Raw genomic sequence first — 25357 nt, forward strand, 5'->3', positions numbered from 1 at the left:
TCACGACCTCCACCGCAAGCAGGCAAACGCCTCGGCATAGGAGAACCCGCTCTGCGCACCTCGCACGGCGGCCAGCCCCCGCAACGCGTCTTCGGAGCGGGTATGGGGATGCTCACGCCACTGGCTGCCGTGCAACTTCAACGCGGCGATCTTGCGATCGAGATCATCGGCGGTCAGTTCGACGAAGAAGTTGCGCGAGGCCGCAGCCACCGTGGCGCCGCTCCAACCATCGGCGGGCTCTTCGTAGGCCAGCACCAGCGGTGGCTGCCAGCGACTCGCGTCCGGGCCTGGGCGTAGCGCGGTCAGCGTCGCCCGCGCGATCGCGGCGTGATCCTGGTTGTAGCTGGTGATCTCGGGTGAGAGGACCACTGTTGGGCGCAGCACCGACAACGCCATTTGGTGGGTGGGTCGCCCTTCGAGCAGGTCGACTATCTCCGTTTGTGCCATGGTGTCCAGTCGCAGCGTCGCGCCTTGGCCGACCAGACCTGGTTGCCAGGCGTCGAGGGGGAAGAACTCCGCGACCCGCGTGATCTCGGCCAACCGTTGCGCGGTACTCGAATGTCCCGCTTTCGAGTATTCGATCAGATCGTCGACCACCGCATACAGCACATGAACCTGTCCGCCCTCACGTTTGATCCGGCTGATCAGCCCACCGCAGCCGATGACCTCGTCGTCGGGATGGGGTGCGATCACCAATGCTCGCTGGGCTCCCCAATCGATCCGCACAGCGTTCACCGCGAGGACGGCTTCATCGGCACCACACACAGCGAGGTCATAATCGGCTCCTGGGATCGATGGCTGGTCGCCGTGTGAACGTGGCGACTTCCTCAACCGTGACTGCGCGCGGAACCCGTGGGAATGACCGATCGCGCATACGGTATGCATCGTCCGCATACCGCCAGCGCCAGTGGGCGAGCGCCGATAAACTTCCCCTGATCGGGCTCATCGACAACCATCAGGTAGGACCGCATGGACACCGCGTCGACCGGGCAGCACCGTATCGGTGCGGGACGTGGCGCTCCGGATTCTGACCAGTGCCCCTTGGTGGCACCTGGATTCTGGGATGCCGTACCCATCCGGGCCGCGCTGAGCAACCGGCACATGGGGAAGGTGATCGCCGCCTATCGCGCTCATCCGGCCCACCCTCGCCCGATATCGCAGGCTCAGATGGGACGTTGGGTCGGGATCACCCAAGGTCAGCTCAGCCGCATCGAGAACGGCCCACCGATCAAGTATCTGGACAGGCTTGTCCAGTGGGCAACCCTGCTCACAATCCCGGCGGATCTGCTCTGGTTCCAGTTGCCTGGTCAGGCCCCTCGCGCAGTACCAGCGGCTATCCCGGCGACGGCACCTGCGGCAGGGCCGTTCCGGCTGGTACGTATCACCGACGCGTCCGGTGACGAGGATCCCGACCTCGCCGCCGTGCGCGCGTTCCGCTCCGCCGACCAGTCATTGGGCGGTGGACACCTCTACACCGCGGTCATCGACTACCTGCACACCGATATCGCGCCCCGACTGTTCGGGGGAGACCAGCGAGGCGACGCCCGCTCGTTGTTCACCGCCGCCGCCGGCCTCACCGAAATGGCCGGGTGGATGGCTCATGATGCCGGACACGACCGCCAAGCCGACCAGCACTTCCGCCGCGCCCTGGACCTCGCAGTCGTCGGCCGAGACCACCATCTCCACGTCCACGTCCTGGCCAGCCTCAGCCACCTGTCCCTGCATCGACGCAAACCCGACGCAGCCCTGGGCTATGCCCACGACGCCGAGATGGCACTGTCGCGGGCTGGCCGCAATCCCGAACTCACCGCCCGCATCTATGCCCTGCAAGCCCGTGCACACGCCGCTCAACACCAACCCGGACACGCCCACCGTCTACTCGATCAGGCCGCTCGCACTCTCGAGGCCCCCGCCGAACCGGTCGCCTCACCGTGGGCAAGTCACTTCGACCAAGCTTCACTGGCCAGCGACGCCGCCCGATGTCTGCGCACCGTCGGCGACCTGCCCGCCGCGGCCCGAAATGCCCACCGCATCATCGGCCTACGCCCTGTTGGTACCCGCTCACACGCCTTCGCGCAGCTGAGTCTTGCAGCGATCCTCACCGCTCAAGGCCACCCTGATCACGCGTGCGTCGTCGCGACGAAAGTCCTCGACAGCATCTCCACCATGAACTCCCACCAGCTCACACTCCAACTCCACGGCCTTGACCACCAACTGCGGCCCTACCTCACCAACCGCATGGTGGGACAATTCGTAGACCGACTCACCGCGGTGATCCACGAAAGGGCCTCGATGCATCGAACGGCGGCGATCACATGAACCGCGCCGACCCGCTCTACCAGCGCGATCCCGATGCCTGGCGCGCTCACCTCGCCGAAGGCAATGCCAAACAACCACGCAAGCGAGTCGGTGCCGATGCCCTCATCCACGACTCCGACGGTCGAATCCTGCTGGTCAACCCCAACTACAAGCCGGACTGGGACCTTCCTGGCGGGATGTCGGACGCCAACGAACCACCCGATGCCACCGTGCGGCGCGAGCTCGCCGAAGAACTCGGCCTGGATCGTTCCGCCACACCACTGTCGTTGCTTTGCATCGACTGGGTAGCACCCCACGGCCCATGGGACGACTCCCTCATGCTCATCTTCGACGCTGGAACTCTCAGTCCCGCAACAATTTCGACGCTTCACATCGCCGACGGCGAACTCGAGGACTTCGGCTTCTTCACACCAGACCAAGCCCGCCAACGTCTTCGCCCCTACATTTGGCAGCGGCTCCAGGCTGCACTGCACGCCCGCACCACCGGACACACCGCCTACCTTCACGACGGCAATTCCACATCTGGTCGGTGAACAGGGCACCGTAGAAGGCTTGTGGCCGGGGTGACCGCGCTGCCGGGTCCGCGCGATACAGTTGTGCGCTCGCGACCTGGAAACTACGGGCTCAGCCATCCCTGATCTGCGCGCCACGCCGCTGTCTGCACGGCGCGGGGACTAGCCAATCCGGTGTACGGCCAGCCCCTCCACAGTGCGGCCCATCAGCGATTCCACACGAGCACTGGGGTCTCACACTCACGGGCGGTCTATGCCGGTTCGCCATCGCGGACAGGCCCGTTGCGCTGCACTGTCTTTTAGCGGCATTTTCAACAGCATCGCGGAATCACCAAGATGGGCAGTGCGAGAACTTGCTGGTTAGGATGAAGTGCGGGTCGGCAACCTTATTCCCCCCCAAGGATTGTCACCCGAATCAGCGGCATGCCGCGCCCTCGCGGGTCGGTCGGCGCCGTTGATATCGATGCCGTCGGGCTCACTCCCCCCTTCGCCCGGCGGCATCGGTCACTTCGGCGTCCGATGGCATCGCCGATGGGTGCACTCCCCTCCGAAGCCGATCCGCAGAAGGCGACGAGCTCGACTGCGGGTGCTGTCAATGCCCTCGCGCCCGCCGACTGCGATCATCGCATCGGCGCCGACATGCGACGCCCGCCTAGCCGCGGCCGAGCCTGCTAGACCGCAACACTCCGGGCTTCATCGACCGGAGTGCTGCCGTCGGCGTTCGCCGACCTAGTCCAGCATGTACTGACCCCCCTCCACGCCAGTACACATACGGACCGAGTGGCGTGTACTGATGTACACGAAGCGACTGTGTCATGCACGCTGGTACATGTCAATGGCCGTCTATTGTACTGTGGTGTAAACGGCCGTATTTCGCAGGAGGGGGAACAGTGGACGGGCGACAGCACGAAAACCCCGAGAGCCCAACCGATTTGGCCGCGAAGATCAATCGGTTGTTCGAGGTGATGCGCAAGCCCTCGGTGCCGCCGCTGTCCAATGCCGCTGCCGCGGCTGCGATCACGGAGGCGACCGGGGTGTCGATCAGCCCCGCGTATCTGTGGCAACTTCGGTCGGGGATGAAGTCCAATCCGACGGTGCAGCATCTGCGCGCGATCGCGCAGTTCTTCGGAGTGTCCGCGTCGTATCTGCTCGATGCCGAGTCCGACGAGTCGACCGAGGCTCAGCTGAATTTGCTGCAAGCGATGAAAGATTCCGGTGTACGCGGCCTGGCGTTGCGGGCATCGGGTCTCACGCCTCGCACGTTGGACAGCATCGCCGCTATCGTTGATCGTGCGCGCGAGATCGAGAATCTGCCTCCGATCGAGTCGCAGGATCGCTGATCTGGGGTGGACGTATCGGTGGGGACTACGGGGTCATGAAGAATTCGACGAAGCGGATCGACAAGCTGGTTACCCAGCTCCCGATTCCCCGGCCGTGGAACCGAACGACGTTCGTCGACAACGTCGCCACGCTGCGCGGGCGGCCCATCACCCTGATCTCGACTGCCGACCTCGAACTGCCGGTGACGCCCGACAGCGCGTGCGGCATCTGGCTGATGCGCGACAGCGAGGACGTGATCATCTACGAGGCCGCGACCTCGGAATATCACATCGATCAGATCGTCTGCCACGAGCTCGGTCACATGCTGCTCGATCACGACCGCGCAGCAGGCACTGCCGAGAACGCCCGAGCCCCTGATCCGTTGCTCCGCTCAGCTTTTCCAGACCTCGACCCGGCGACGGTGCGAGCGGTACTGGGGCGCTCGGACTACGGTGACCGCCTCGAGCGCGAAGCGGAGACCTTCGCCACCCTGGTCATGGTCGCGGCAACAGCCGACCACCCCAGCCAGGGTCTACGCAATGTTCTTTTCAGGCAGCAATGACCTCGGCAGTATCGGCAACGATCGCATGGCCGATCATCGTCGCGATGACGCTGGTGGTGGGTGCGCGTTGGAACTGGTTCGCCAGCAGCACGGCCGAACGGTACCTGAACACGACCCTCACCATCATTCTCGCGACCCAACTGCTGCGTGAACGCGCAGTACAGCACGCGATCGCCGAGCACACGCCGCTGAGTGTGACCGCGATTCAGCAACTGACGCTGTGCACAATCGTCTGCTCCATCGCACCGTTCCTCTGCGTGGTCGGCATGTTGTCGGGCTGGAATACCAAACATGCACGACAACAATGTCTTCGGTATGCGTTCGTCGCTGTCGCGTTGTCGGCCCTCATGCTCATCGCCGGTACACGAGCACGACGCGCCCACATGCCCATCGAAATAACCGGCGGTTGGGACGGGGTACTGGTGTGGGTGGGTTTCTCGGTGCTGCCGACCTACCTGGCCTATGTGATGGTCAGCCGGTGCCACACCGAATACCGGCAGCCCGGCGTGATCCGCAGCGAGAAACTTGTTCTCGCGGGCATCGCGGCAGCCGGAGCAACCATCGGAGTCACCACCGCTATCGCGCTGGTGCTCGCGGTCCTTCAGGAACTACACCTTCTCGATTCCGTCGAGTACCGGATGCAAACCCATCCGCGGAACTTCTTCTGGATCGCCGCCGCCATAGTGGCCGTGTCAGCCGCTCCGCCACTACGGTCAGCGACGCGATGGCTCGGCTACGACACGACAAGCAGGCAGTGGCGCCAGCTACGATCACTATGGCAAGCGATGGTGTCACTGTTCCCCGACAGTCGACTTCCACTTGGCCCGCGCCCGTCGCAGCGACGGATCACTACCTTGCAGCTACACCGTGCGACAGTCGAAATACGAGACGCCATGCTCGGGCTGCGTTCCTTCGCTCACGACGTAGAACCCGACATGTTCGCGACTTTCACTGCGCGAGAGCACATTCCCAGATCCGAATGGGACACAGCCACCCTCGCACTGCAGTTGGCGAGGGCCGCCCACGATCGCCTCGAGGGGATCGCACCGCGTGCCGAGACCGCAACGCCGCTACCTACCTCGACCTCAGCGAACCTCGCAGACGAGGTATCAGAGTTGTTGCGACTGGCCAAGTGGTGGTCGCCTGCCCATCGGTTCGTCGCCGCCGACCGGTCCGCTTCGCACCGACCAGCCGAATCACCAACCCAGAAGACGTAGGGACACAACATGATCGAGACGACCACCGCTACGGGGCTATCGGCGAAGCTGCCGCATCCCCGATTTCGGCTACCGCTGCTCGGCGACATCCTGACCACCGATTTCGCAAAGCCGTGCCAACGGCTGGCCGAGCAAGCGCGGGAGTTGGGGCCGGTCTTCGAACAGAAGCTGTTCGGTTACCCCGCGATCATCGTCACCGGAGTCGAGGCCGTCGAGGAAGTCAACGACGAGTCGCGGTGGGAAAAGCACGTCGGGCACGCGCTGATCAAACTGCGACCACTGGCGGGCGACGGATTGTTCACCGCCTACAACTCCGAGCCGAATTGGGCCAAGGCACACACCATTCTCGCCCCAGCCTTCACCAAGTCGGCGATGGCCAACTACCACGGCTCGATCATCGAGACCGTTCGGGAGTTGACCGATGTCTGGTCCGCGACACCGCAGTGGATCGACGTGCCGGCGACGACGAACAAGCTGACGTTCGAAATCATTGCGCGCGCAGGGTTCTCGCATTCCTTCGGTTCGCTGGCCGATTCGAACAGCGGTTCCTTCGTCGAAGCGATGGTGCGTGAGCTCGCCTACGCCAACCGTCGCACCGACGTCCTTCCCTTGTTCGACAAAGTCTTCCGACGCGACGACCGCGAGCGACACCTGGCCGACCTGACGCATGCGCACGCTGTCGTCGACGACATCATCGAGGCCCGCAAAGGCCATCCCCATCGTGAGTATCGCGACATCCTCGATCTCATGCTCGACAGCGTCGACCCAGAAACCGGGGAACGTCTCGACACGGTCAACATCCGAAACCAGATCCTCACCTTCCTCATCGCGGGCAGTGAGACCTCCGCCAACACCATCGCTTTCGCTCTGCACTACCTCTCGACCCGCCCCGACATCGCCGCGACCGTCCGCGTCGAACTCGATGAGCGTTGGCCCACAGCGGAATTCCCGGACATCCGCTACGACGACGTGGCCAAGCTGCGTAGTCTGCGCCGCGTCATCGACGAAACTCTGCGGCTGTGGCCAACCGGGCCCGGATACTTCCGCCGGGCCAAGCAAGACACCACGCTAGGCGGCCGCTATCGATTCGCTAAGAAGGACTGGGTACTGGTGCTACTCCTCGCCGCCCATCGAGACCCCGCCTGGGGCCCCGATGCCGATCAGTTCAATCCCGACCGGTTCCTGCCGGACAACCTTCGCGGCCTACCGCCCCGCGTCTACAAGCCTTTCGGTACTGGCCCCCGTGCCTGCATCGGGCGCCAGTTCGCGTACCACGAAATAGCGGTCACCCTCGCGGTGCTTCTGCACCAGTTCGACCTGGAATCCGACCCCGGCTATGACCTCGATGTCCGCGAAACTCTCACCCTCAAGCCTGCAGGGCTCCGGCTGCGCGCACATAGCCGCCGCTAGGCATCGCCTGAGCAGCAGCGGCCCGCCTAGACGCGACCGCTCATCCAAGTCCCGCATTGTCTTGACAACAATCGACGGACCCACAGCGAGATGATCCGGGCACGACTACTCCGTCAAGGATCGACGGGCCACAGCTTCAGGATTCCCGGGCCGGACCCAACCGAGTGCGAGATACTGCAACAGTCAACCAACCCTGGCCCGATGTCTGTCGGCAGCGCATACCCGCAGAACCCGGGGTACATCACCTCGTCGACCAACCTATAAGAGGAGCATCGTGGGTCTGTTCGACGGCGCGCAGCGCGCAAAGGCTGACCGAGACGCAAAACAACAACAGGAAGCTTCCGCTGCCAAGAAGTCCGGGGAAGAGCGGGCTTCACTCATGGCGGCCGAACATGCTCTTCTGCAAGAGTTCGTCGCTGAAATGACACGATTGAGAATTGCTCCAGCCAGTCACAGAGATACGCACTACCCCGACTACGGCGGCACTAGTTCGATAGTGGTCAAACGGAAACGTATCACCGGGTGGAGCCTGTCGAGCTGCCAAGGGTGTACTGGTGACCGTAGTCCCGCGCTGTCATCGTACGGGCGAGGGTGCGGCGTTGTGGTCGGCACTGACGGATTGCTCTATCAGCTGACAGCTCAGCCGGAAGGAATGTTCAGCAAGCCTGTGCCCACTCAGCACCCGCGAGAGAATCTTGAGAAGACGCTAACAATCGTGCTCTCCCGGTACCTATAGCTATTGCGTCGCAACCGGTTGCTCATCGGAACTATGTCAAGCTGACCCCTGCATATGACCACTTAGGCGATTCTCCGATCTCGCCACGAGCTCGGCCGGCAGACATGCGTGACACGTTCATCGGCGCTCCACCAGAGCTCTAGCATTCGCGGCCACCCGCACGAACGATTCGGCTGGATCGCTGTCTGCGATCGCTTGTTCGAACTCGCTGACGGTTCCAGGCCAGGCATTGGTGATCGTGCCGTCAGCGCGCTTCCACCACGTCCTCGCCGCACCATCGCACCAGACAGTTCGGGCGAGAGCACGATCCAACCGATCGATGTAGCTCGCCATCGCCCGCTCGATCACCTCCACCGGCGCACCCCAGTCTGCACTGAGGGCCAGACAGCGCATGATGTACCGGGCCTGGTGTTGCTTGACCGAGGGATTGCTGTTCGACGGAGTGAACGAGTGCGGCCCAGCGATCATGTAGAGATTCGGAAAGCTGGGCACCGCAAGTCCGTAGAAGGCGGTCGGTCGCCCATCTCGCCGCCACCGGTCGTGCAGGTCCACCCCGCCGCGGCCACGGATCCGCATCCCGGCAAGAAATTCCGGCGCGCGGAACCCGGTGGCCCACACGATGACATCCGCGCGGCGCTCGGTGCCGTCGACAGTGCGGATCCCGTCCGGGCCGAGCCGGTCGATGCGGTCGGTCACCAGCTCGACGTGTGGCTGGGACAGCGCCGGATAATATCCGCTGTCGAGCAGGATCCGTTTCTCCCCGATCCGGTAGTTCGGTGTGAGCTTCGCGCGCAGCTCACGATCTCGCACCTGCCACCGAAGGTGGGCCCGCGCAACGAGTTCGGCAGGTCCCGCCGACCACCCCGCGCGCATGATCGGCGCGAGAACCAGATCAGCGGCGTGGTAGAGCCCCGCCCGGTAAAGGTCGTGCAGACCGGGCACATGTGTGAGTGCTCTTCGTGACAGCGGTCCGAACGACGCGCCAGGCTTGGGCAGTACCCAGGACGGGGAACGCTGATACACGGTGACACCGGCCGCAACGCGGGCCAGCTCGGGAATCATCTGTGCCGACGAGGAACCGGTCCCGACGACGGCGATCTGCCCGCTCAGGTCGGCGGTGTGATCCCACCGTGCGGAGTGGAACGCAGGGCCGCCGAAGGTCTGCGTTCCACGCACCCGAGGAATCGCGGGTCGATGCAGTTGGCCGAGCGCCCACACGACCGCGTCCGTGTAAATGATCTCGCCGGTGGCGGTGCTCAACGCCCAAGTGCGGTCAGTGTCGGAGTAATCCGCGCTCACCACGGAGACGTTGCACCGTAGGTGCGAGCGCAACCCGTTGCGGTCGGCGACCTCTCGCATGTAGGTCAAGATCGCCTGCTGGCCCGGGTAACGCACATGGGCGTCTCGGTAGGGGTCGAACGCGAAACTGTACAGGTGGGCGGGCACATCGCAGGAACAGCCCGGGTAGGTGTTCTCCCGCCATACCCCGCCGACCTCTGGTCCTTCCTCGAGGACCAGAAAATTCTCCACGCCAGCTTGTTTCAGTTCTGCGGCCATGGTGAGCCCACCGAATCCCGCGCCGACCACGACCACACTGTGCTTGATCATGGGTTCGGTCATGGCTTCGCCTCGTCGCTGGCCGAGGTGATGGTTGGGGTGCTCGGCCAACCTGCCCATTCTTGCCACCACCGCAAGTAGTCCGGGGCGGCCATCGGCGCGTCGAAAACGTCCAGGGCGATGTCGAACCCGGCGGCCAACTCCCCCAGGTGTGCTCCCAGGTGCTCACGATGGTGGTGCAGATCGCGGTGAACGCGTTGTGCTACTCGGGGTGGCATCCGACCATTCGCGGCGAACCAGGTACCACGGCACAGGATTCGTTCCAGCGCGTAAACAGCGGTAGCGGATTCGAGCAGGCCACGGGCTATATCGTCTTCGGCCGTCGTCGATGCCTGCCACAACGCGGTCGCCGCGAGTCGTTCACTGGTCGCCGCGGCGAGTTCGATGGCGGCGGTGTCGCGATCGATCGTGATCCCCGCGACGGCGATGTCATCGCGGCGCCACCCGGCTGCTATGCCCTTTTCCCGATCGCCCAGCATCCGCACGTACCAAGGCAAAATCCGGGGCGTGCGCGGCAGCGCCAAGGCAGCAAAATCACGGAAGGTGAGTTGTCCGGCTTGTTTCCACAGCAGCTGCGACTCACCCTCGGCGGTGATAGTTCCTTCGGTGTTGCCGATCCAGTCCTGAATCCAGTTGGTACGCAGTGATCCCTGCGCGCCGCTGCGTTGCCGACAGGTCAGTAGCACCTCGTGCGCGGTGTAGGCCAGCAGCGGTTTGACCAGCATCGACCACACGCCCACGACCGGATCTCCGGTCGGTGCGGTCGCTGCGATGTCCTGCACGCGGCGCCCGAGCACGCTGGTGGCGTAGGTCGCCGCGAGCGCGGAGACCAGGTCGCGGCGGACCATGCCCCGATCAGCCATCAATGTCCGTCTACCAGGGCGGCGTTGCAGTGCGTAGTTGACCGTCACGGCCAACCCTGCTCGCGCACCGGCTGCGGCCGCGCCTGCCAGATCCAGTCGCCCCTGCCCTAATGTCGCGATCGCCCGGTGGAACCGTGCGCGCACCGGCACCGTCGACTCGAACCCGTCAGCGCCTATCTGAGCCCATGTCCCACCGAGCAACCCATCAGCGGGTACGAACAGCTGGTCAAACAGGATGAGCGCGTGATCCATTGGCGCCCAACCTTTGTCAGGCAGTGCAAGCACACTCAGCCCAGGTTGGAGGCCTTGCTGTGTGCGCACCCTGGTCAGGAGCGGCAGGACACCTTCGTCTCGACCGTCGACGATGACGCGGGCGGTGATCACTCCGATTTTGGGGGTGGTGGTGTCGGCGATGTTGGGCATGAACTTCCAGCTCGCCGGGTCGGGCGAGTCGAGCCAGAACCCACCTCGGGTGCTGTCCCAGGTGGCGATGGTCTGCTGGTCGGCACCGTTGGTGCCACCGAGTTCGGTCAACAGCAGCACTCCGACCGCGGCGCCGGTATCGAGTTCGGTGAGCAGTTCACGCTGGTAGGCAGAGCTGTTGCCTAACGCGGTGACCGCCCCTATCGACAAGTCGAGGTGGCCGGTCAGGACCGGCAGCAAATGTGGGGCGAAGACCGCCGCCCATTCACACACGATCCCGTGCAGCCGGGGATCGTTGGCGATCGCGACGGCCGACCCACCTAGTGCTGCGATCGTTGCGCGGAGCAGGTCTGGTGCCATGCTCGCTTCGGTCGGGTAGGTCAGACCTGTGCTGGGTCGGTCACCGAGTCCGGCGATCACGGCACGCACTCGGTGATGCAGGAAGGTTTCGGTACCGAGAATCGCGGTGCGCAACGAGTCGACGGTCGGGTCGGAGGGCATCGGCAGGCGGCTCCCGTGGGGGTGGGCGAGAATTGGCAGTCCATCTACAGTGGTCATCGCAAGGTTCTCCAAATGTCTGTATCTGCTCTGTGGGCGGTGGCGACCGCGGCACTGAGGTCTGGTTTGTGTGGCTCCCTGTGCTCGTGCGGAGACACCCGATCCGGTATCCGGGGAAGTGCGCCCTGTGGAAAAGGGCGCGACCCAGCTGTTGTTCGGGAGCAGAGTGGTCCTCATCGACCGCATTGCTCTGTGTCCCCTGGCCGGCGGTCCACGCGGTGCCGTCGACGGGGTCCGGCGGCCAGGCGTGGGGCGCGGTGTCGGCGGTCGCGGTATCGAGGGCAGCCACGGTGGATTGGGCCAGTTCGTGCGGTGGTCTCGTTCGTGGCTTTCGGAAGCAGCCGAACGGTGATCACCTGCCACCGCAGTCGGGAGGTGACTCAGATCGGTGCGCACGCGGTATGTCCTTGCCGACCACGTGGCGATGAGTGATGGCTGAATTCGGGTGCGGGGACCGAGCCGGGGTGTCGTCATAGTTCAGTGCCCGGCATGAGGGAGCGATCTGTTGGTTGGCTGGTCGGTCGGTGGTGCTCGGCTGCTTCGTTGTCGGGTTCTGTTGCCGTGGTCGGTAGCGCGAGGTGGACGGCGTTTTCGATCCGGTGCCCGATGGTCGAGGGACCATCTGCTGTGGTGGCGTCGATGAGTTGCTGGTGAGCGCGGGTGAGCAGTTCTTGTGTCGTCGGCGGCATCAGCAGGCCCGCCTCGTCACCGGCTGGTGGTCTGGTGCTGCGGCGCAGGCTAGCCAGCGACGAACGAACACTCGCCGCGACCGCCGGAGTGGCGAGGTCACGCCAGAGCGCGGTCAGATCATCGACGGCGAGCGGTCTGTGGGCGGCGAGACGATCAGCGAGGTGGGCATCGGTCACTGTCACCGCGCGGACGCGTTGGGCGGGACTCATCCCGATCGCGGCGGCGGTGTGAATGATGCGCGTGCGGATCGCGTCCATATTCCGCCGAAGCTGGTGCGCCACCGCAGGTTCTGGTTCTGACTCGATCCCGGCTCGTTGCAGATGTTGGTGGCGCATCACCGAGACCGTGGCCATGTCGACGAACCGGTTCGTGTCGGCGACGACTCGGCCGAACCCACGACGGATCACGTTATTTTTGGGTGGATCGCGCAACACCGTCGTCGGTCGCCACACCCGGTTCGCGGTGCCGTATTCGCGAGCCTGGTTGATCCACACCGCAGGCACTCCCCTGCTCGCGGCGGTGATCTCAGCGATACTGCGGTCAAGGTCGAGCCGAACGAGTTCGGGGGCATGCTGCTGGCGTCCACGGACGACACCGGCGCGGCGAGCCAGGTCATGGATCAGCGTGAGCGACTCAGCCTGTGGGGCGGGCAGGTCGGAGACCAGACGCGGGCCAGCCGAGGGGCTGCTCATGGATCGATCCCGGGATAGTTGATTTCCGGGTCGCTGAACACCGGTGCGGTGATGTCGGCGTCATAGTCGGTGTGGGCCGACTGCGATCGTGTGGCCTCGACAGCGGCACCGATGTGTGCGCCTGGCGCGTCGGAGAACAGGCCACCCACACCGACATCGCGTTCGCTGAGAGCGTGGAGTACGGCGATCGGCTCGGGTGGGGCGATCGTCGGGTTCGGTGTGATCCCTGCTGCGGCCAAGGCGATGGATTGTGCGGTGTAGCTGGTCATGTCGGTGTTCGCGATCGCGTGCCAGTGTTGGGTGAGTTGGGCTTGGGTCTGCCCGGCCGCCGATGCCGAGGCTTGCTTCATCCATTGCTGGTGGGGCCAGTGCTGTCGGGCTTGGTCGGTGTCGATACCGAGCAGGACACCGATCTGAGCGGATCGGCGCCAGAGCGTGGTGAGGGTCTGGTCCACGGTCGCGGTGGTGTCGTCGTGTCGCCCGGTGCCGTGGGTGTAGGCCGCGTGGATGCCGGTGAACCGGGCTAGTCGGTCGATATCGGCGCGGAGGTTATCGACCAACGCGTCGCGGTCGATCGGGGCTGCACGGCGCAGGAACAGGTTGGTGTTCCAGCGGATTGCTTTGGTGCCGCGTTCGCGTGCCTGATCGACCCACTCGGCCGGCACCCCACCCGCGAGGGCCGCTGCGGCGAGTTCGGTGTGCACCGTCGCCCGCGCGTGGAAATTCCGCGTCCCGTCTTGGGTCGGCTCAATACCGCTGGCGCGCTGGATGGTCAGCAGCTTCTGTGAGTCAGCGGCTTGATTCTGCAGTGCTTTGAGGACCCGTTTCTGGACTGCGGTCGCGTTCGCCATACTCACTGCGGCTCACCGCCCTGCGCCAAGGCCCGGAAGTCCGGAGCGAAGCCGAGGGCTTCGATCGGGATCGCCGATCCGGGGGCGCCGAACCAATTCGCCGGAACCCGCTCGCTCGTGAGCCCAGGGCTATCGACGTGCTGGTCGGGTGTGCACCTGTGCAGGGGCCCGTTGGCGGCGTCGAGGACGTAGCGGAGCTGCGGGTCGACGTGACGGACGAACAAGGCTGACATCGCCATCTTGTCCTCGGCATTGACCGCGGCCTCGAAGCAGGCGTGCAGCCCGGCGAAGCGGATGGCGACGCTTTGGTGGCGCCACCACTGCCGACACCACGTGTACTGGCCCTCACGATTGTTGGCGGCGATCTTTACTGACGTCACCGGCAGCAACCACTGTTCGGCGAATTCGCTGTAGTGGTCGAACTTCTTCGGCGGTTTACCGTCGTCGACGGGGGGCTTGGTGCCGAACCAACCAGGTGGGACGGGGTCGAACGGCAACGACGGGGTGGTCTGGTGATGGGTGCGGGTGCATCGGTGCAGGGGGCCGTTCGCCGCGTCGAGGATGAGGTTGACGTGCGGGTCGAAGTGACTCAGCAGGAAGGTGCTCAGGCTCGATCCTGCCTTGGAGCGGCGCATCGCCTCGAACGCGGTATGCAAATGGGCGACCCGCACCGCGACCGGGCGATGAGACCACCACCGCGAGCACCAGGTGAAGGTGTTCTCCCGGTTCGCTTGCGCCAACCGGACGCTGATCGTGGGCAACATCCACGCCTGCGCGAAATCGGTGAAATGACCGAACTGCGGCGGCATCGGTGTCTGCGCAGTGGCTGTCGATGCAGCGTTCGGGCTCGTCACGACTGGCCGCCTGCTACCGATGGGCTCGACTTGACCAGTGAGACCCGCCCACCTTCGAACCGTTGCATCGACTTGCGCACCAGCGGCGCGTACTCGCTGTCGAACCAGGGAATTTTGCGGACCACGACTGGCCCGTGGCCGGGAAGTCGGACCAGGGCGCGGTCTTTCGGCAGGGCGGCGAGCATCGCGACATCGAGGATGGGTTCTGCGCGCCAGGACAGGCTGCGTTGGATACCGCCGGGTGTGTGGGTGCGGGAGCGGTCGGAGACGTCGTGTTGCCCGGCCATCGCTGACCAATGCTCCAAGTAGTCCCGGGAGGCAATGGAGCCGCCGTAGACCTCGATCGACTGGGCCATCATGGTCTTCAAACCATTGGCACCCCACAGGTTTTCACCTTGCTCGAGGACCTGGAGGATCGTCATCAAGATGATCCCGCAACCCGCCGAATACGTGTAGTAGGACGGCAGTTCACTGATTCGGGCGCAGTTGGCGGCCTCGTCGAGCACACACAACAACGGTGTCGCCAGCCGCCCATCCGGGCGGGCTCGCGCTTGGGTTAAGGCGGCTTCGAGGACTTGGCCGACCAGCGCGGCGGTCAAGGGCGTGGCACCATCAGGCCCGGTCATCGACAGCGGATACAGGGTGTCGTTGGAGGTGACGAACGCGACGGGATCGAATTCCGGCAACAGGTGGGTCCGCGCCTGTTCGGTGGACTCGATCACCACGCCGTTGCGAATCGAGGACACTTTCCCGCCCCGACTCGGTGCCGCGGTCGTCGGCTTGGCAGCGGTTTCGCTGACCTGGAACAGTTTCCGAACCGGGGGCGTGACCATTTGCGCGTACCCGGAATCGGAGAGCACGTTGAGGAACCTTCGCGCCATGTCGTAGAGGCCATCGCGTTGCCTGGCGTAGAGGCCTTGGCATTCGACGATCCTGGCCGCGGGTCGGTCGTGGCCGTAGTGGCGCAAAACCAATGCCGGGGTCGGATCTTGGTCGCGGCCGAGCCATTCCGCGACATGGTGCAGGTCCCCGCCCGCGCACGCGGCGGCGAAGACACACAGCGCGAACAGCTCTTGCGCGCCGCCGTCGAAGTAGGCATCGGTCTTCGCATTGGCGATCTCATTGGCCGAACCGGCCGACCCGGACACGAAGAAACCCGCCAGCTTTCGCGCCGCGGGTAACCCGGTGACTTGGTTGAACAGATTCACCCAGAACCCGCAGACAACGTGCCCGGTCACCGCTTGCAGGTCACACACCCATACCCGGCCGACTTGCTCGCGCCCATACACGGTGTGCCGGTACAGGTCCGGTTTGTTCGACGTGGCAAGGCACGGCCCCCATGCCGAGAGCACCGCCGGGATCGCCCATGCGACGGTCTTGCCGGTGCGCTGACCGGCCGTCACTGTGACACCGAGTTCGGCGGGTACGTGCAGGGCGATGTCGCCGATGACCGTGCGCCCCAACAGCGGTCCCGGATTCGCTCGCACTTCGGGTGGCGCGTCGGCGAGCAATCGTTGGTTGTCGGCGAGGTTGTCGGCGACGCGAGCGATGCGGATCTTGCCTGGCCGTTGCATCGTTCGCGCGGCCACATCGACCTCGCGGCCGGTGTTGAACATCTGAACCCCGCGCACCGCCAGCGCGCCGATCGCGCACAGCAGCACCACGGCGATCGGCGTCGCTTGCCAGGGCCATCGTTTGTCTGCGGCGAGGACCGACAGCAAGGCGATGAACGGGTTCCATGACATCGGCTGCCCGGCCGACCAGCTGCCGAGTTTCAACGCCGCCCACAGCACGAACACGACAGCGAGCAGTGCCAACAGAATGAGGAGCATGCCGGCTTCCTCACCCATCCCGGATTTGGCGCGCCGGCGGGTTTCACGGGGAGAGAACATGATTCACCTAGACCTTTCAGAATTGGGGGTCGACGACGTGTTCGCGCGGGGGCGCGTCGATGACGCCGGTGAGTTCGGGGGTCGTCCACTCGGCGGCGAAGTCGGCATGGGGCAGGGCAGCCTCGACCGCGCCGGAGATCACCGCCCCACCTGGCTCCAGCGCGGCGGAGCTGGCCGTCGAGCTCAGGCGGTAAGTGGTCTCTGCACCTACGGCCAGCGCGAGCGCCGGAGGCTGGTCGGGTGCAAGGCCGAGCTGGGCACGCAACCCATCGAGTTCGGCCAGCGCGCTGTCGCGTTCGGACAGAACGTGGTCGAGCTGAGCCAGCCGAGGCGCCCCGGGCTGTTGTGACCAGAACTGCCCCGACAGCCCCGCTTGGTAGGCACCGGTGATCTCGTCGGGATCAGCGCCTGCGGATAGAGCAGCGCGGTTGGCCTCGCGCGCACCATCCATCAACCGCTCCATCTGCCCGATCAGGACTTGCCCACCCTCGGGTGTTCCGTCGAACTCGGAGGCCAGCCGGATGTGTTGAGCGGTCAGGTCTTGCAGTCGGCGCACAGCAGCGATCTGTGCCGGGAGCTGGTCGAAAGTGGCAGTGACGGCGCGGTCGAGAGGCGCGATGCGTTGCTCGGCGGGCAACAACGCGGTGATTTCCTCCGCGCCGGTGTCCAGATCACCGAAAGCTTCCTCGGCGGAGAGCAGCTCGTCGGAGCTGTTGATGATCGCGTCGATCTCGGCCAGACTTAGCTGTTCACCGGATCGCCCGCCCAGCGCACGATCAGCGGCATTACCTGAACGCGTCGCCTCGGCGCCGGGGTCGGGGACCACGCTCAGGTGGCGAGGCCGCCACCGGGCACCGTCTTGAGCTGAGTGATCGTTGACCGGCTCGAGGTGCCCGGTCAGTTCCGCGGCTTGTCGCTGGGTACGGACGGTGCTCGGGTCGATACCGGAACCGCCCTCGATGAACGCCTGCTGGAGGCGACCGAACTCAACCCGTGCGGTTTCGGGGTTGGCAGTCCAGGACTCGACCGCGGTGGTCAATTGCTGCCACAACTGCTGATGCTCGGGTGTGCCACCCTGTTGCCACTGGCGTGCTATGGCGTGCGCGCGAGCATTCAGTTCGACGACCTGGGCCGGGGTTTCGCCGTAAGCGGCGATCTCGCGTGTTTGGTGGTAGGTGGCAAAGTCAGCGCGCAATTCAGCTTCGACGCGGTCAGCGGCTTCGCGGTAGTAGTCAGGGCTGGTGAAGCTCGTTCCTCGGGTCTCCCAGCTCATCGCATGCTCCCGGAGGAGCGATCGCGGTGCAGCGGTGCGGGGTTCGAGGCAGAAGGTGGTCTTTCACGGGTATGGATGGGCATCGTGCTTCCTCGGATCGAGAAAACGTCACACCCTTGTCGGGTGTGTGAGGTCCCAGCGGTTCAGGTTCGGTCGCCTCGGTCCAGTTCCCCCTAGCCGATGCGCCGACAAGGCACAGATTTGCGGTTGCGGCCCTACAGTTCTGGTCCGCGGTCGGTGCTGATCTCTCGACCGCGCCCGGCGGCCGGGTCGTGGTCGGGCTCCCAGGTCCACTCCCGGTCCTCGCCCAGGGCCGCGTCGACCACGGCGGTGATCGCGGTGCTCTCGGCGGCGAGATCGGTTGATTCGGAGTTACGGATGGCGGTGTCGACGAACTGGACCCGCAACGCACTCGTCGCGTCGGCGAGCATCTGGCGCGGCGTCGGCGGGCCCACCGTGGCGGTCTCGGTGGGCGTGCCGGTCTCGGGATCTCGCGGAACATACGGTGGCACCGCCAACGCCGGATCCGCGCGGGCATAGCCGTTCCACTCCTGTGCCAGGGCTTGCTCGTCGTAGGCGGCGAAGGTGACCGCGTGCACGCGGCGGATCCCTTCCACGCTCGAACCCCACAGACTGTCGCCTTCGGCCGGTGTCAGTTGCGCCGCGGCCGCGAGCACCGCCACCCGGTTGTGCAGGGCAGCCATGTTGTCGGAGAACTGGGCCACCGCGATCGGGTCGTGGTCGAAACCCCATCGCCCAGTCACGACCCGGTCCACCCGCGCGGCCTCCAGGCCAGCCATCCGTTCCAGATTCCACAGGTCGACCTCGAGCATGTCGAGGTAGAACTCCTGCGCTTCGTTGGCACGCGCGGGGTGGGAGCGCACCACGTGAGGCGAGGGTGAGCTCGCGCCGCGCTTGCCGAGTTCGCGGGCATCGAGGACCCAGCCCGGATCGACACCTTCCAGCATCGCCTCGAACTCGGCATGCTCGCTTTCGATGCGGAGAGTTTCGAGTCGCTCGGTCCACACCAGTTGGCTGTCTGCGGAGACGCCGTCGTCGAACATGGCTGGTCCGGCGTCGGTCACCTCGCGGAGCTGGGCAGCCATGTTCTGGACCCGACGCAGGAGCTCGCCGTGGCGCTGACTCATGGAGGGTTCGTGTGCGCTGGTCATCACGACACCCCGGGGTTGTCGGCGCCCTCGGGATCACGGGAAAAGAGCGTCAGGGCGGCGCGCGCGATCATCTGCCGTGGCGACGGTGGGTCGGTGAGGCTGTCTGCCAAGGACACCTTTCCGGTGTCGGGGTCCTGGCTGCAATTGGGGGGCATCCGCAGTCTCGCGTCGGCGTCGGCATACTCGTGCCACTGCCCGAGCAGTTGCACGTCGCTCATCTGGTCGATCGCTGCGGCGTGCATTCGGCGCATCGGTTCGGCGCCCGCGCCCCACATCCGATCGCCTTCCTCCGGGGTGAGCTGCACGGCGGCCACGAGGGACGAGGCCCGCGAACAACGCACGTGCATGCGCTCGAACAAGGCTAAGTCGCGCGCCGAGTCGCCCGTGATAACTCCGTGGCCTGCCGCAGCTCGGACCGGGAGCGCCATGTCGAGGGCTGCCATCCGCTCGAGCTGCCACAGATCCACGTCGAGTAGATCCAGGAAGAACTGCTCGATACCCGACTTGCGCTGGGGAAGCTGCCGCACCGCGCCTGTTTGCGGGTTCGTGCCTTGGTGCGAGCCCACCGTGCGCGCGTCGTCGATCCACGTCGGATCCACTCCTGCAGCCCGTGCCTGTTCCTCGGCCGCGGTGAGGGCGCCGTGGAGCCGATCGGCCTGCTCCTGCCACCTCTGTCGTGGGGGATCAATGACATCGGTCTCGGCGATCACCAATGTTGGCGATCCGTGAAATCGGCTCACATCAGCGGCGAGGTTCTGGATCCTGTGCATCCAGGAGCTCCACCGCAGAGGCGTTTGGTGTAGATCGCGCCCGCTGGTCATGACCCCACCCCTTGATCGACGCCCACACCAGGTCCGCGTCCGGGCGGGTGTTGTGGATCGGGGTCGGGCTCCCAGTCGGTGCCGAGCCCGGTGCTGGTAGCTTCTACCGCCGTGCCGATGCCATGACCCAGGCGTGGGGCCAACTCGTCAGCGAAACTGGCTGCGGCGAGCGCCTGTTCGGCGCGCTCGGCGACCTCCCACGGGGTCGGCGGTCCGAGATTGGTAGAGGCACTGGTCGCCAGGTTGTCGAAGCCGCGCGAGACCTCGGCTTCGACACCTTTCCACGACATTTCCGCGAACCGTTGCTGCAGCTCGGTGTCGGTGTAGGAGGCTGCGGTCAGCTCCGCCAACTGCTGCCAGGAGTCGGGTCCACGGCCCCACAGCTGGTGGGCTTCGCCCGGCTCGAGGTCGATCAGCGCCGCGGTGCCGGCGGCACGGCGCCACAGCGCGGCCATGTTGTCGTGGAGTTGGCGTTCTCCGGGTTCGTTGTCGGCCAACCCACCGGTGTGGACGCGATGCAGATACTCCGCGCGGACCAGGGCCGAGTGTTCCAGGCGCCACACATCATCGGCGATCTGGTCGAGCAGGTGCACCCGCGTTGGGTTCGCCCCAGGCGGGGACATCGGCAGGAGCGCAGTTTCGCGGGTATCACCCCAGCGTGCTCCCCTAGCTCCGGTCTCGGTGGCGTAGTCGATCATCCGTTGGGGGATGTCGAGTCCGTGGGCGTGGAGTTCGATCTCGGAGCGCTCGGCTTCGAGTGCTCGCAGGTTGGTCCGCCAGTTTTCGAGTTGGATGCTCGGGCCACTGGCGGCGGTCGAGTATTGCGGGTAACCGTGAAACAGCGTGCGGTAGTGCTCATAGCTCGAGTTCTGGATTCGTTCGAGCAGCCGAAGCTGCCACGACGGCAGATCCTCGGCACCTGAGAGCGGATGACTCACCGGTTTCTCCAATCCTGTTGAATCACTGGACTTTCTGTGATGGCGGGTTGCGGGGGGGGCGATAGCAGTGGCATCCGATCTGTCACGGCCCTGGGCCCATGTCGGGCCCGCGGTATCGATCCGGGTGCGACGCAGGCCGGTGATCGGTGGGCTCGAATTCGGTCTGGGAATCGGCGCCGGTGGCCTCGATCGCGGCGTCGATGCCAGCGCCACCCTTCTCACGCATGACGGGGTCGGGTTCGAGGGCGGCTGCGGCGAGCTCGACCATCCGGTCGGGCAGGACGGGGAGTTGGCGGTTGATGTCGTCGGGGGTGATTCCGGCGGCTTGGAGCACCATCACCGGCATCGACACCGTGGCGAAGTTGGTCTCCACGACGGCCCGCCACCGCGTCATCAGCGCTGTCCGGTCCAGCGTTGCCATCGTTCGGGCGACGTGGTCGGTCCACGGGCTGTCGGTGGGTTGCCACGCGTGTTGTTGTTCGACTGTGGTCAGGCCCAGGGCGTGGCCGACGGCTCCGACGCGTTGCCAGGTCACACCCATCACACGCCGGAACGCGGCGAATCCGTCGCGCGGCAGGGTTCCCTGCTGGGAGAACGCCGCCCCAACCCCGGCCATCGTCTGTAGTTGCGCGACAGCTCGCAGGTGTCCGCGAAGCAGGGTGTCGCGGTCGATGGATTCGGTGCTCAGCAGGGGCTGGCCGGGTTGCCAGCGGTGTCCGCGTTCACCGGAGGCGCGGGTGTAGTCGATCACCGATTTCGGTACCCCGACCGCGGTCGCGATCGCTTCCAGGTTCTCCCGGGTACGGCGCCCGATATCGAGATGAGCCAGCGCCATCGGCGACAGTTGCTGGTTGTCCCCGGTGCGGGATTGGTCGATCAGGCGCGCGTTGTCGCTGGCCAGGTTCTGCACGGCCTTGAGCAGCTTGGCCTGGATCGGGTTCGGGTCGAACATCTCACCGGCCCCGTCCCACACCGGGATCGCCCCATACTTCGATTTCCTTGCCTGTCGCGCGAGTAGGCGAGGGTTCAGCTCCCCCGCTGGTCAGGTCAGGGTCGGGGGCGGTGGGGTCGATGTTGTGGACCGCTGCGGCCGATACGGCGGCCTCGATCCATTCACCGGCCTCGACGACCTCCGCGTCGAGAATGGTTTGCGCGGTCGGGTCAGCGTTGTCATCGAGATGGTCAGCAAGGTGGTTGAATTCGTCGTTCAGGTGCGCGTTGATTGTGAGATCCGCGGCTAGCCCGTCCATGTCACCGAAACCTCGAGACCCGCTATCGGATAGATCGGCCCCGTTCTCGGAGAAGAAGTCGTCCGGTTCGATCCCGGTGTCGTCGACGAACCGTTCTTCGTAGGCTCGGGCCGCGGCGTCGGCGTCCGCGGAGAGGTCGCGGGTGGCATCTGCGGCGGCGAACTGAGCTGCCGCCGCCTGGCCCGCGCCGGTCCGTGCATCGGAGTGGTGCAAGGTGTCGGTGAATCCCGCGGCACGGCGGCGAATCTCGATCATCAGTTCTTTGAGCTCGACATCGAGTTTGTGCAGCTCGACGTCGCGGGCTTCGCGGTTGGTGTAGCCGGCGATGCGTTCGGTATGGAGCTCCTTGCTCTGCCTTCGGGAGAGCGCACCATCGTGTTCGCGTCGTGCGAGATCTGTTTCGGCGCGGGTGATTTGGCCTTCTTTGTGGCGGAGGTCGACCTCGGTGATCTGTGCTGCGTTGGCGATGCGTGCGCGGACCTCGTCGATCTTGGCCATGCTCAGCGCTTGCTCTGTCCCCAGGTTGCCGAGCCTGGTCTGGTGCTCGATCCACGACCGTTGGTTCTTGGCCGCTTCGATCGCGGATCGCTGCTCGGATTCGGCGCGTGAGCGCGATTCCCCGCCCCTGCTGCGGAACAGTGCGTTGGTGGTGTGGGCGGTCTGCAGCGCCTGCAGGAATCCTTGGCGGACCGCTTGGCCACCTTCTTCGACCGGATCCCCGCTCATCACAGCACCTGCATTTCGGCGAGAAGCCACGCCCGTTCCGAGCCTTGGCGCGTCGATCTCGCGTACACCGCAAAGACAATCGGTGTCCGTTCGGCCGGGGTCAGGGTGACCGACAGGACCCGGCTCGACGAGGTCGCGGTATCAGGCGGATGCTCGTCACCGGTAAGACGAACCTCGGTCCGCAACGGCACCTGGTACTCGACCCAGTCCTGCCACAAGTCGACGGTGATCGGCGACCAGAGTGATGCCCCCACGCGAGTGTCGGTCGAGTACGCGGCCCGCATCAGCGGTCGCGCGGCCTCGAACATCGACCGCGCATCCAGCCCGACCACCGGGTCCAGTTCATACAAGGTGGTCACTGCGGCCCGCAGAACATCCGATGCCGAGCAGGGCCAGACCTCGGTGTGTGGTGGCGGGAAAGCCTGCGCGCTGCAGACCGGTTCGACCACCGGCGCATCCGCGGTCGAGCACCCACTCGCTGCCGTGGCCGCCAAGACCACTGCGGCGATAGTCGCCAACAGAGCGGGTTTCATGACGCGCTCTGCCAGAGCTCTTGCAGGTCGACCGTCCGCCAGACGACCCGTTCGGGCGCGATGCATTGTTCGGCGGCCGGGTTGCGGACCGCGACGGTCGCAATATCGAGGACCAGGCCCTCGGTGGCGGCGATGCGGCGCAGCCGTTCGAAATCCAGGCCGCGACTGCGGGCCAGGTTCAACCGCAAGACACCGGCTTCGGCGCCCCACTCACGCAAAGCGTGAGCGGACAGCTCGATCGCCTTCTCTGCCGACACAGTCGCCGCGTCGACACCATCGACCATGGCGGCACCGAAAGGTTCGTGCCAGATCATGCGACCGGAGGCGGCGCAGACGGTGAACGCCTGCAGCGTCGCCGCCGACCACACTGTCAGTGCCGGGCCCGTCGCGGCCTTGCGCACGAGGTTGGCACCTGAGTTTGCCCACAGGATTTCGGTCTGTCGCAGACCCTGGTAGTCGATACCTGCGACATCCAACAACGCCGCGACGTAGCGCAGCGACATTTCTTCGGTCGTGAAGCCGTATTCGGTGGCGAGGCTGTCGAACTCCTCCGTAGTCGCAAAGGTCCACAAGTCGGTCAACCGGTCGCGGACCAAGTCTTCGGGTGTGGTCGGGGGCGACGGGTCTTTCGAGGTGGCGGGGTGGGTTGTCATGGGATTCTCCTCGAGATACTTGGGGGTCAGAAATCTGGTTCGGCGTGCAGTTGCGCTGACCCGGTCGGGGGTGGCAGGTCGTGGGTGTCGCTATCGGCGATGCCGTGGGCGTCGTCGATACCGGTCGCGGCGATCGCGGCGTCGATGCGTGCCCCGCCTTCGGATTCCAGAGATGCTGTGTGCCAAGCGTTCTCGGCGGTTACCGCGAGCAGGTGCGGGGCAGGCGGTAGTTGATGTGGGGCACTGGCTGTGAGGTCGATGCCGACCATGCGCATCGCCGCGACCCGGACCCGTGCTTCACGCACGCTCGCAAAATGGGTGAGCTCACGCCATTGACGCCCCTGATCGGGTACCGACTGTTGCTGAATCTGGGCCTGGCGTGAGTGCCAGTGGGTCGGATCGGTGGCCCACCAGCCACGGGTTTCGGCTTCGGTGAGATTGATGGCGGTGGCGACCATCGCCACCCGCAACCACTGCAACCGCAGATGCTCACCCAGCTTCTGCGCTGCCGGTGCGGTCACCTGGCCGCGGTCGCGGCGGACCGGGCCCACTGCGGCCATGGTCCACAGGGTGTCGGCCTGGTGGTGTAGCTGAGCGATCAACAACGACCGCGAGACCGGACGGCGAGGAGGCAACGAGGAGGTCCCGGTCGCTTTTCGACCTTCCTGACCAGCTTGGCGTGCATAGTCGATCCAGTTGGCGGGCACCCCGATCGCCGCAGCCTGTTCGTGGAGGACCCGCCCAGCGATCGAGAGATCCCGGAAAGTCTGGATGCGGCTGTGTGGTTCCCGCGCCAGCAGCATCAGATCGACGGTGACGTTCTGGATCGCCGCCGCCATCCGTCGATGCACGAGCATCGGAGGTGTACCGAGGAGGTTGTTGTCTGGCGAGGCGGCCAGCATCCGGTCAGCCATGGCCGGTCACCGAGTTGATGCGGTAGCTCGACATCCGCCACCCCTGCGACGTTTCTGTCACCGTGGCGGTGACGTGCATCCGCCGGTAGAGGGTGGTGGAGCCGTCCCGGTGGAGTACCTGCTGGGTCACCGACGCCGCGACCGTCGCCCCGGCGATGTCGGTTTTCGTCTGCTCGGCGTCGACCAGGGCGGTGACGATGTCGTTGCTGTCGCGCCATCGCGCCCATTCCGGCAACGGTGCCAATCCGTTGCCCGGACCACTGTTCGCTGCGGCAGCCAGTTCGCCGGTCAGCCACGGTGCGGCGCGGGTCAACCCGGTGCCGGGGCCGGGGTCGGTGCGTGGTTGCCAGGAGAACATGGCCGCCAAACCCATGTGGGTGACGGTCCGGGCGTCGGCAGCCACGGGATCCGGCCCCTCCACGTGGGCGGTACCCGGTGTGCGCGTACCGGGCACGGGCTCACTGTTCTGCGCGCCGACCACCAGCACCGTGGCGAGCACAATCAGGACGGCCGCGACACCGAGGGTCACAGCCCACAGAGGTAGACGGTTCACCATGGTGT

At 65.5% G+C, this 25357-nt stretch carries 23 protein-coding genes; 6 read left to right on the forward strand and 17 right to left on the reverse strand.

What is annotated here, in order from left to right; translation table 11 throughout:
* Positions 1 to 765, reverse strand: a complete 765-nt coding sequence (locus tag NV348_RS11025) for a PIG-L deacetylase family protein (protein ID WP_062990361.1) — start codon at positions 763 to 765, stop codon at positions 1 to 3.
* A 402-nt stretch (positions 766 to 1167) separates the two neighbouring features.
* Between NV348_RS11025 and NV348_RS11030 the strand changes: the two genes are divergently transcribed.
* From NV348_RS11030 to NV348_RS11055, 6 genes are all read left to right on the forward strand, one after another.
* On the forward strand, positions 1168 to 2319 hold the full coding sequence (locus NV348_RS11030) for an NsdA family TPR-like regulatory protein (RefSeq protein ID WP_447146867.1): 1152 nt from the start codon (positions 1168 to 1170) through the stop codon (positions 2317 to 2319).
* A complete protein-coding gene (locus NV348_RS11035; RefSeq protein ID WP_062990365.1) occupies positions 2316 to 2852 on the forward strand; it encodes an NUDIX domain-containing protein in 537 nt (178 codons plus the stop codon). The genes NV348_RS11030 and NV348_RS11035 overlap by 4 nt, the downstream gene beginning before the upstream one ends.
* A 944-nt stretch (positions 2853 to 3796) precedes the next feature.
* Complete coding sequence (locus NV348_RS11040) at positions 3797 to 4171, forward strand: helix-turn-helix domain-containing protein (protein WP_245915102.1); 375 nt, start codon at positions 3797 to 3799, stop codon at positions 4169 to 4171.
* Between the two features lie 35 nt (positions 4172 to 4206).
* Positions 4207 to 4713: a hypothetical protein gene (locus NV348_RS11045; RefSeq protein ID WP_062990369.1), complete on the forward strand. Its 507-nt coding sequence runs from the start codon at positions 4207 to 4209 to the stop codon at positions 4711 to 4713.
* On the forward strand, positions 4710 to 5930 hold the full coding sequence (locus tag NV348_RS11050) for an MAB_1171c family putative transporter (RefSeq protein ID WP_062990371.1): 1221 nt from the start codon (positions 4710 to 4712) through the stop codon (positions 5928 to 5930). The genes NV348_RS11045 and NV348_RS11050 overlap by 4 nt, the downstream gene beginning before the upstream one ends.
* A gap of 9 nt (positions 5931 to 5939) precedes the next feature.
* Positions 5940 to 7340, forward strand: coding sequence for a cytochrome P450 (locus NV348_RS11055; protein ID WP_084504682.1), 1401 nt, complete (start codon positions 5940 to 5942; stop codon positions 7338 to 7340).
* Between the two features lie 853 nt (positions 7341 to 8193).
* Here the strand turns inward: NV348_RS11055 and NV348_RS11060 are convergent.
* From NV348_RS11060 to NV348_RS11135, 16 genes are all read right to left on the reverse strand, one after another.
* Positions 8194 to 9696 (reverse strand): flavin-containing monooxygenase, encoded by a 1503-nt coding sequence (locus NV348_RS11060; protein WP_062990443.1) that lies wholly within the window; start codon positions 9694 to 9696, stop codon positions 8194 to 8196.
* Positions 9693 to 10979: an acyl-CoA dehydrogenase family protein gene (locus NV348_RS11065; RefSeq protein WP_447146868.1), complete on the reverse strand. Its 1287-nt coding sequence runs from the start codon at positions 10977 to 10979 to the stop codon at positions 9693 to 9695. Before NV348_RS11065 ends, NV348_RS11060 begins: the two co-directional genes overlap by 4 nt.
* Positions 10980 to 12007: 1028 nt before the next feature.
* Complete coding sequence (locus NV348_RS11070; protein ID WP_062990375.1) at positions 12008 to 12919, reverse strand: hypothetical protein; 912 nt, start codon at positions 12917 to 12919, stop codon at positions 12008 to 12010.
* Entirely contained in the window at positions 12916 to 13776 is an 861-nt protein-coding gene (locus NV348_RS11075) for a hypothetical protein (RefSeq protein ID WP_143876013.1), read from the reverse strand. Before NV348_RS11075 ends, NV348_RS11070 begins: the two co-directional genes overlap by 4 nt.
* Entirely contained in the window at positions 13773 to 14579 is an 807-nt protein-coding gene (locus tag NV348_RS11080; protein WP_062990379.1) for a DUF4913 domain-containing protein, read from the reverse strand. The genes NV348_RS11075 and NV348_RS11080 overlap by 4 nt, the downstream gene beginning before the upstream one ends.
* Before the next feature lie 41 nt (positions 14580 to 14620).
* On the reverse strand, positions 14621 to 16456 hold the full coding sequence (locus tag NV348_RS11085; protein ID WP_169812860.1) for a type IV secretory system conjugative DNA transfer family protein: 1836 nt from the start codon (positions 16454 to 16456) through the stop codon (positions 14621 to 14623).
* A gap of 76 nt (positions 16457 to 16532) precedes the next feature.
* A complete protein-coding gene (locus NV348_RS11090; protein WP_062990383.1) occupies positions 16533 to 17789 on the reverse strand; it encodes a hypothetical protein in 1257 nt (418 codons plus the stop codon).
* A gap of 215 nt (positions 17790 to 18004) precedes the next feature.
* The gene (locus NV348_RS11095) at positions 18005 to 18961 is read right to left on the reverse strand and encodes a hypothetical protein (RefSeq protein WP_062990385.1); all 957 of its coding nucleotides are present in this window, start codon (positions 18959 to 18961) and stop codon (positions 18005 to 18007) included.
* Positions 18961 to 19671 carry a hypothetical protein gene (locus NV348_RS11100; RefSeq protein ID WP_062990387.1) on the reverse strand — a complete coding sequence of 237 codons (711 nt, stop codon included), beginning with the start codon at positions 19669 to 19671 and terminating at the stop codon, positions 18961 to 18963. The genes NV348_RS11095 and NV348_RS11100 overlap by 1 nt, the downstream gene beginning before the upstream one ends.
* A gap of 107 nt (positions 19672 to 19778) precedes the next feature.
* Positions 19779 to 20720: a hypothetical protein gene (locus tag NV348_RS11105; RefSeq protein WP_143876011.1), complete on the reverse strand. Its 942-nt coding sequence runs from the start codon at positions 20718 to 20720 to the stop codon at positions 19779 to 19781.
* Between the two features lie 82 nt (positions 20721 to 20802).
* Positions 20803 to 21672: a hypothetical protein gene (locus tag NV348_RS11110; RefSeq protein ID WP_143876010.1), complete on the reverse strand. Its 870-nt coding sequence runs from the start codon at positions 21670 to 21672 to the stop codon at positions 20803 to 20805.
* A 1-nt stretch (position 21673) separates the two neighbouring features.
* Positions 21674 to 22468 (reverse strand): hypothetical protein, encoded by a 795-nt coding sequence (locus NV348_RS11115; protein ID WP_447146869.1) that lies wholly within the window; start codon positions 22466 to 22468, stop codon positions 21674 to 21676.
* A 227-nt stretch (positions 22469 to 22695) separates the two neighbouring features.
* The gene (locus NV348_RS11120; RefSeq protein ID WP_218721744.1) at positions 22696 to 23145 is read right to left on the reverse strand and encodes a hypothetical protein; all 450 of its coding nucleotides are present in this window, start codon (positions 23143 to 23145) and stop codon (positions 22696 to 22698) included.
* Positions 23146 to 23225: 80 nt separating this feature from the next.
* Positions 23226 to 23882, reverse strand: coding sequence for a hypothetical protein (locus tag NV348_RS11125; RefSeq protein WP_062990399.1), 657 nt, complete (start codon positions 23880 to 23882; stop codon positions 23226 to 23228).
* A 26-nt stretch (positions 23883 to 23908) separates the two neighbouring features.
* Positions 23909 to 24796: a hypothetical protein gene (locus NV348_RS11130; RefSeq protein ID WP_062990401.1), complete on the reverse strand. Its 888-nt coding sequence runs from the start codon at positions 24794 to 24796 to the stop codon at positions 23909 to 23911.
* Entirely contained in the window at positions 24789 to 25349 is a 561-nt protein-coding gene (locus NV348_RS11135; RefSeq protein WP_143876009.1) for a hypothetical protein, read from the reverse strand. The genes NV348_RS11130 and NV348_RS11135 overlap by 8 nt, the downstream gene beginning before the upstream one ends.
* Positions 25350 to 25357: the final 8 nt, after the last annotated feature.

Source organism: Nocardia fodinahabitans (assembly GCF_052983615.1).

Coding starts and splice junctions, on each gene's coding strand:
- NV348_RS11030 (WP_447146867.1), top strand. CDS start 1,168: ATGGGACGTTGGGTCGGGATCACCCAAGGTCAGCTCAGCCGCATCGAG.
- NV348_RS11035 (WP_062990365.1), top strand. CDS start 2,316: ATGAACCGCGCCGACCCGCTCTACCAGCGCGATCCCGATGCCTGGCGC.
- NV348_RS11040 (WP_245915102.1), top strand. CDS start 3,797: ATGCGCAAGCCCTCGGTGCCGCCGCTGTCCAATGCCGCTGCCGCGGCT.
- NV348_RS11045 (WP_062990369.1), top strand. CDS start 4,207: ATGAAGAATTCGACGAAGCGGATCGACAAGCTGGTTACCCAGCTCCCG.
- NV348_RS11050 (WP_062990371.1), top strand. CDS start 4,710: ATGACCTCGGCAGTATCGGCAACGATCGCATGGCCGATCATCGTCGCG.
- NV348_RS11055 (WP_084504682.1), top strand. CDS start 5,940: ATGATCGAGACGACCACCGCTACGGGGCTATCGGCGAAGCTGCCGCAT.
- NV348_RS11060 (WP_062990443.1), bottom strand. CDS start 9,696: ATGACCGAACCCATGATCAAGCACAGTGTGGTCGTGGTCGGCGCGGGA.
- NV348_RS11065 (WP_447146868.1), bottom strand. CDS start 10,979: ATGCCCAACATCGCCGACACCACCACCCCCAAAATCGGAGTGATCACC.
- NV348_RS11070 (WP_062990375.1), bottom strand. CDS start 12,919: ATGAGCAGCCCCTCGGCTGGCCCGCGTCTGGTCTCCGACCTGCCCGCC.
- NV348_RS11080 (WP_062990379.1), bottom strand. CDS start 14,579: ATGCCGCCGCAGTTCGGTCATTTCACCGATTTCGCGCAGGCGTGGATG.
- NV348_RS11085 (WP_169812860.1), bottom strand. CDS start 16,456: ATGCTCCTCATTCTGTTGGCACTGCTCGCTGTCGTGTTCGTGCTGTGG.
- NV348_RS11090 (WP_062990383.1), bottom strand. CDS start 17,789: ATGAGCTGGGAGACCCGAGGAACGAGCTTCACCAGCCCTGACTACTAC.
- NV348_RS11095 (WP_062990385.1), bottom strand. CDS start 18,961: ATGACCAGCGCACACGAACCCTCCATGAGTCAGCGCCACGGCGAGCTC.
- NV348_RS11110 (WP_143876010.1), bottom strand. CDS start 21,672: ATGTTCGACCCGAACCCGATCCAGGCCAAGCTGCTCAAGGCCGTGCAG.
- NV348_RS11115 (WP_447146869.1), bottom strand. CDS start 22,468: ATGGCCAAGATCGACGAGGTCCGCGCACGCATCGCCAACGCAGCACAG.
- NV348_RS11125 (WP_062990399.1), bottom strand. CDS start 23,882: ATGACAACCCACCCCGCCACCTCGAAAGACCCGTCGCCCCCGACCACA.
- NV348_RS11130 (WP_062990401.1), bottom strand. CDS start 24,796: ATGGCTGACCGGATGCTGGCCGCCTCGCCAGACAACAACCTCCTCGGT.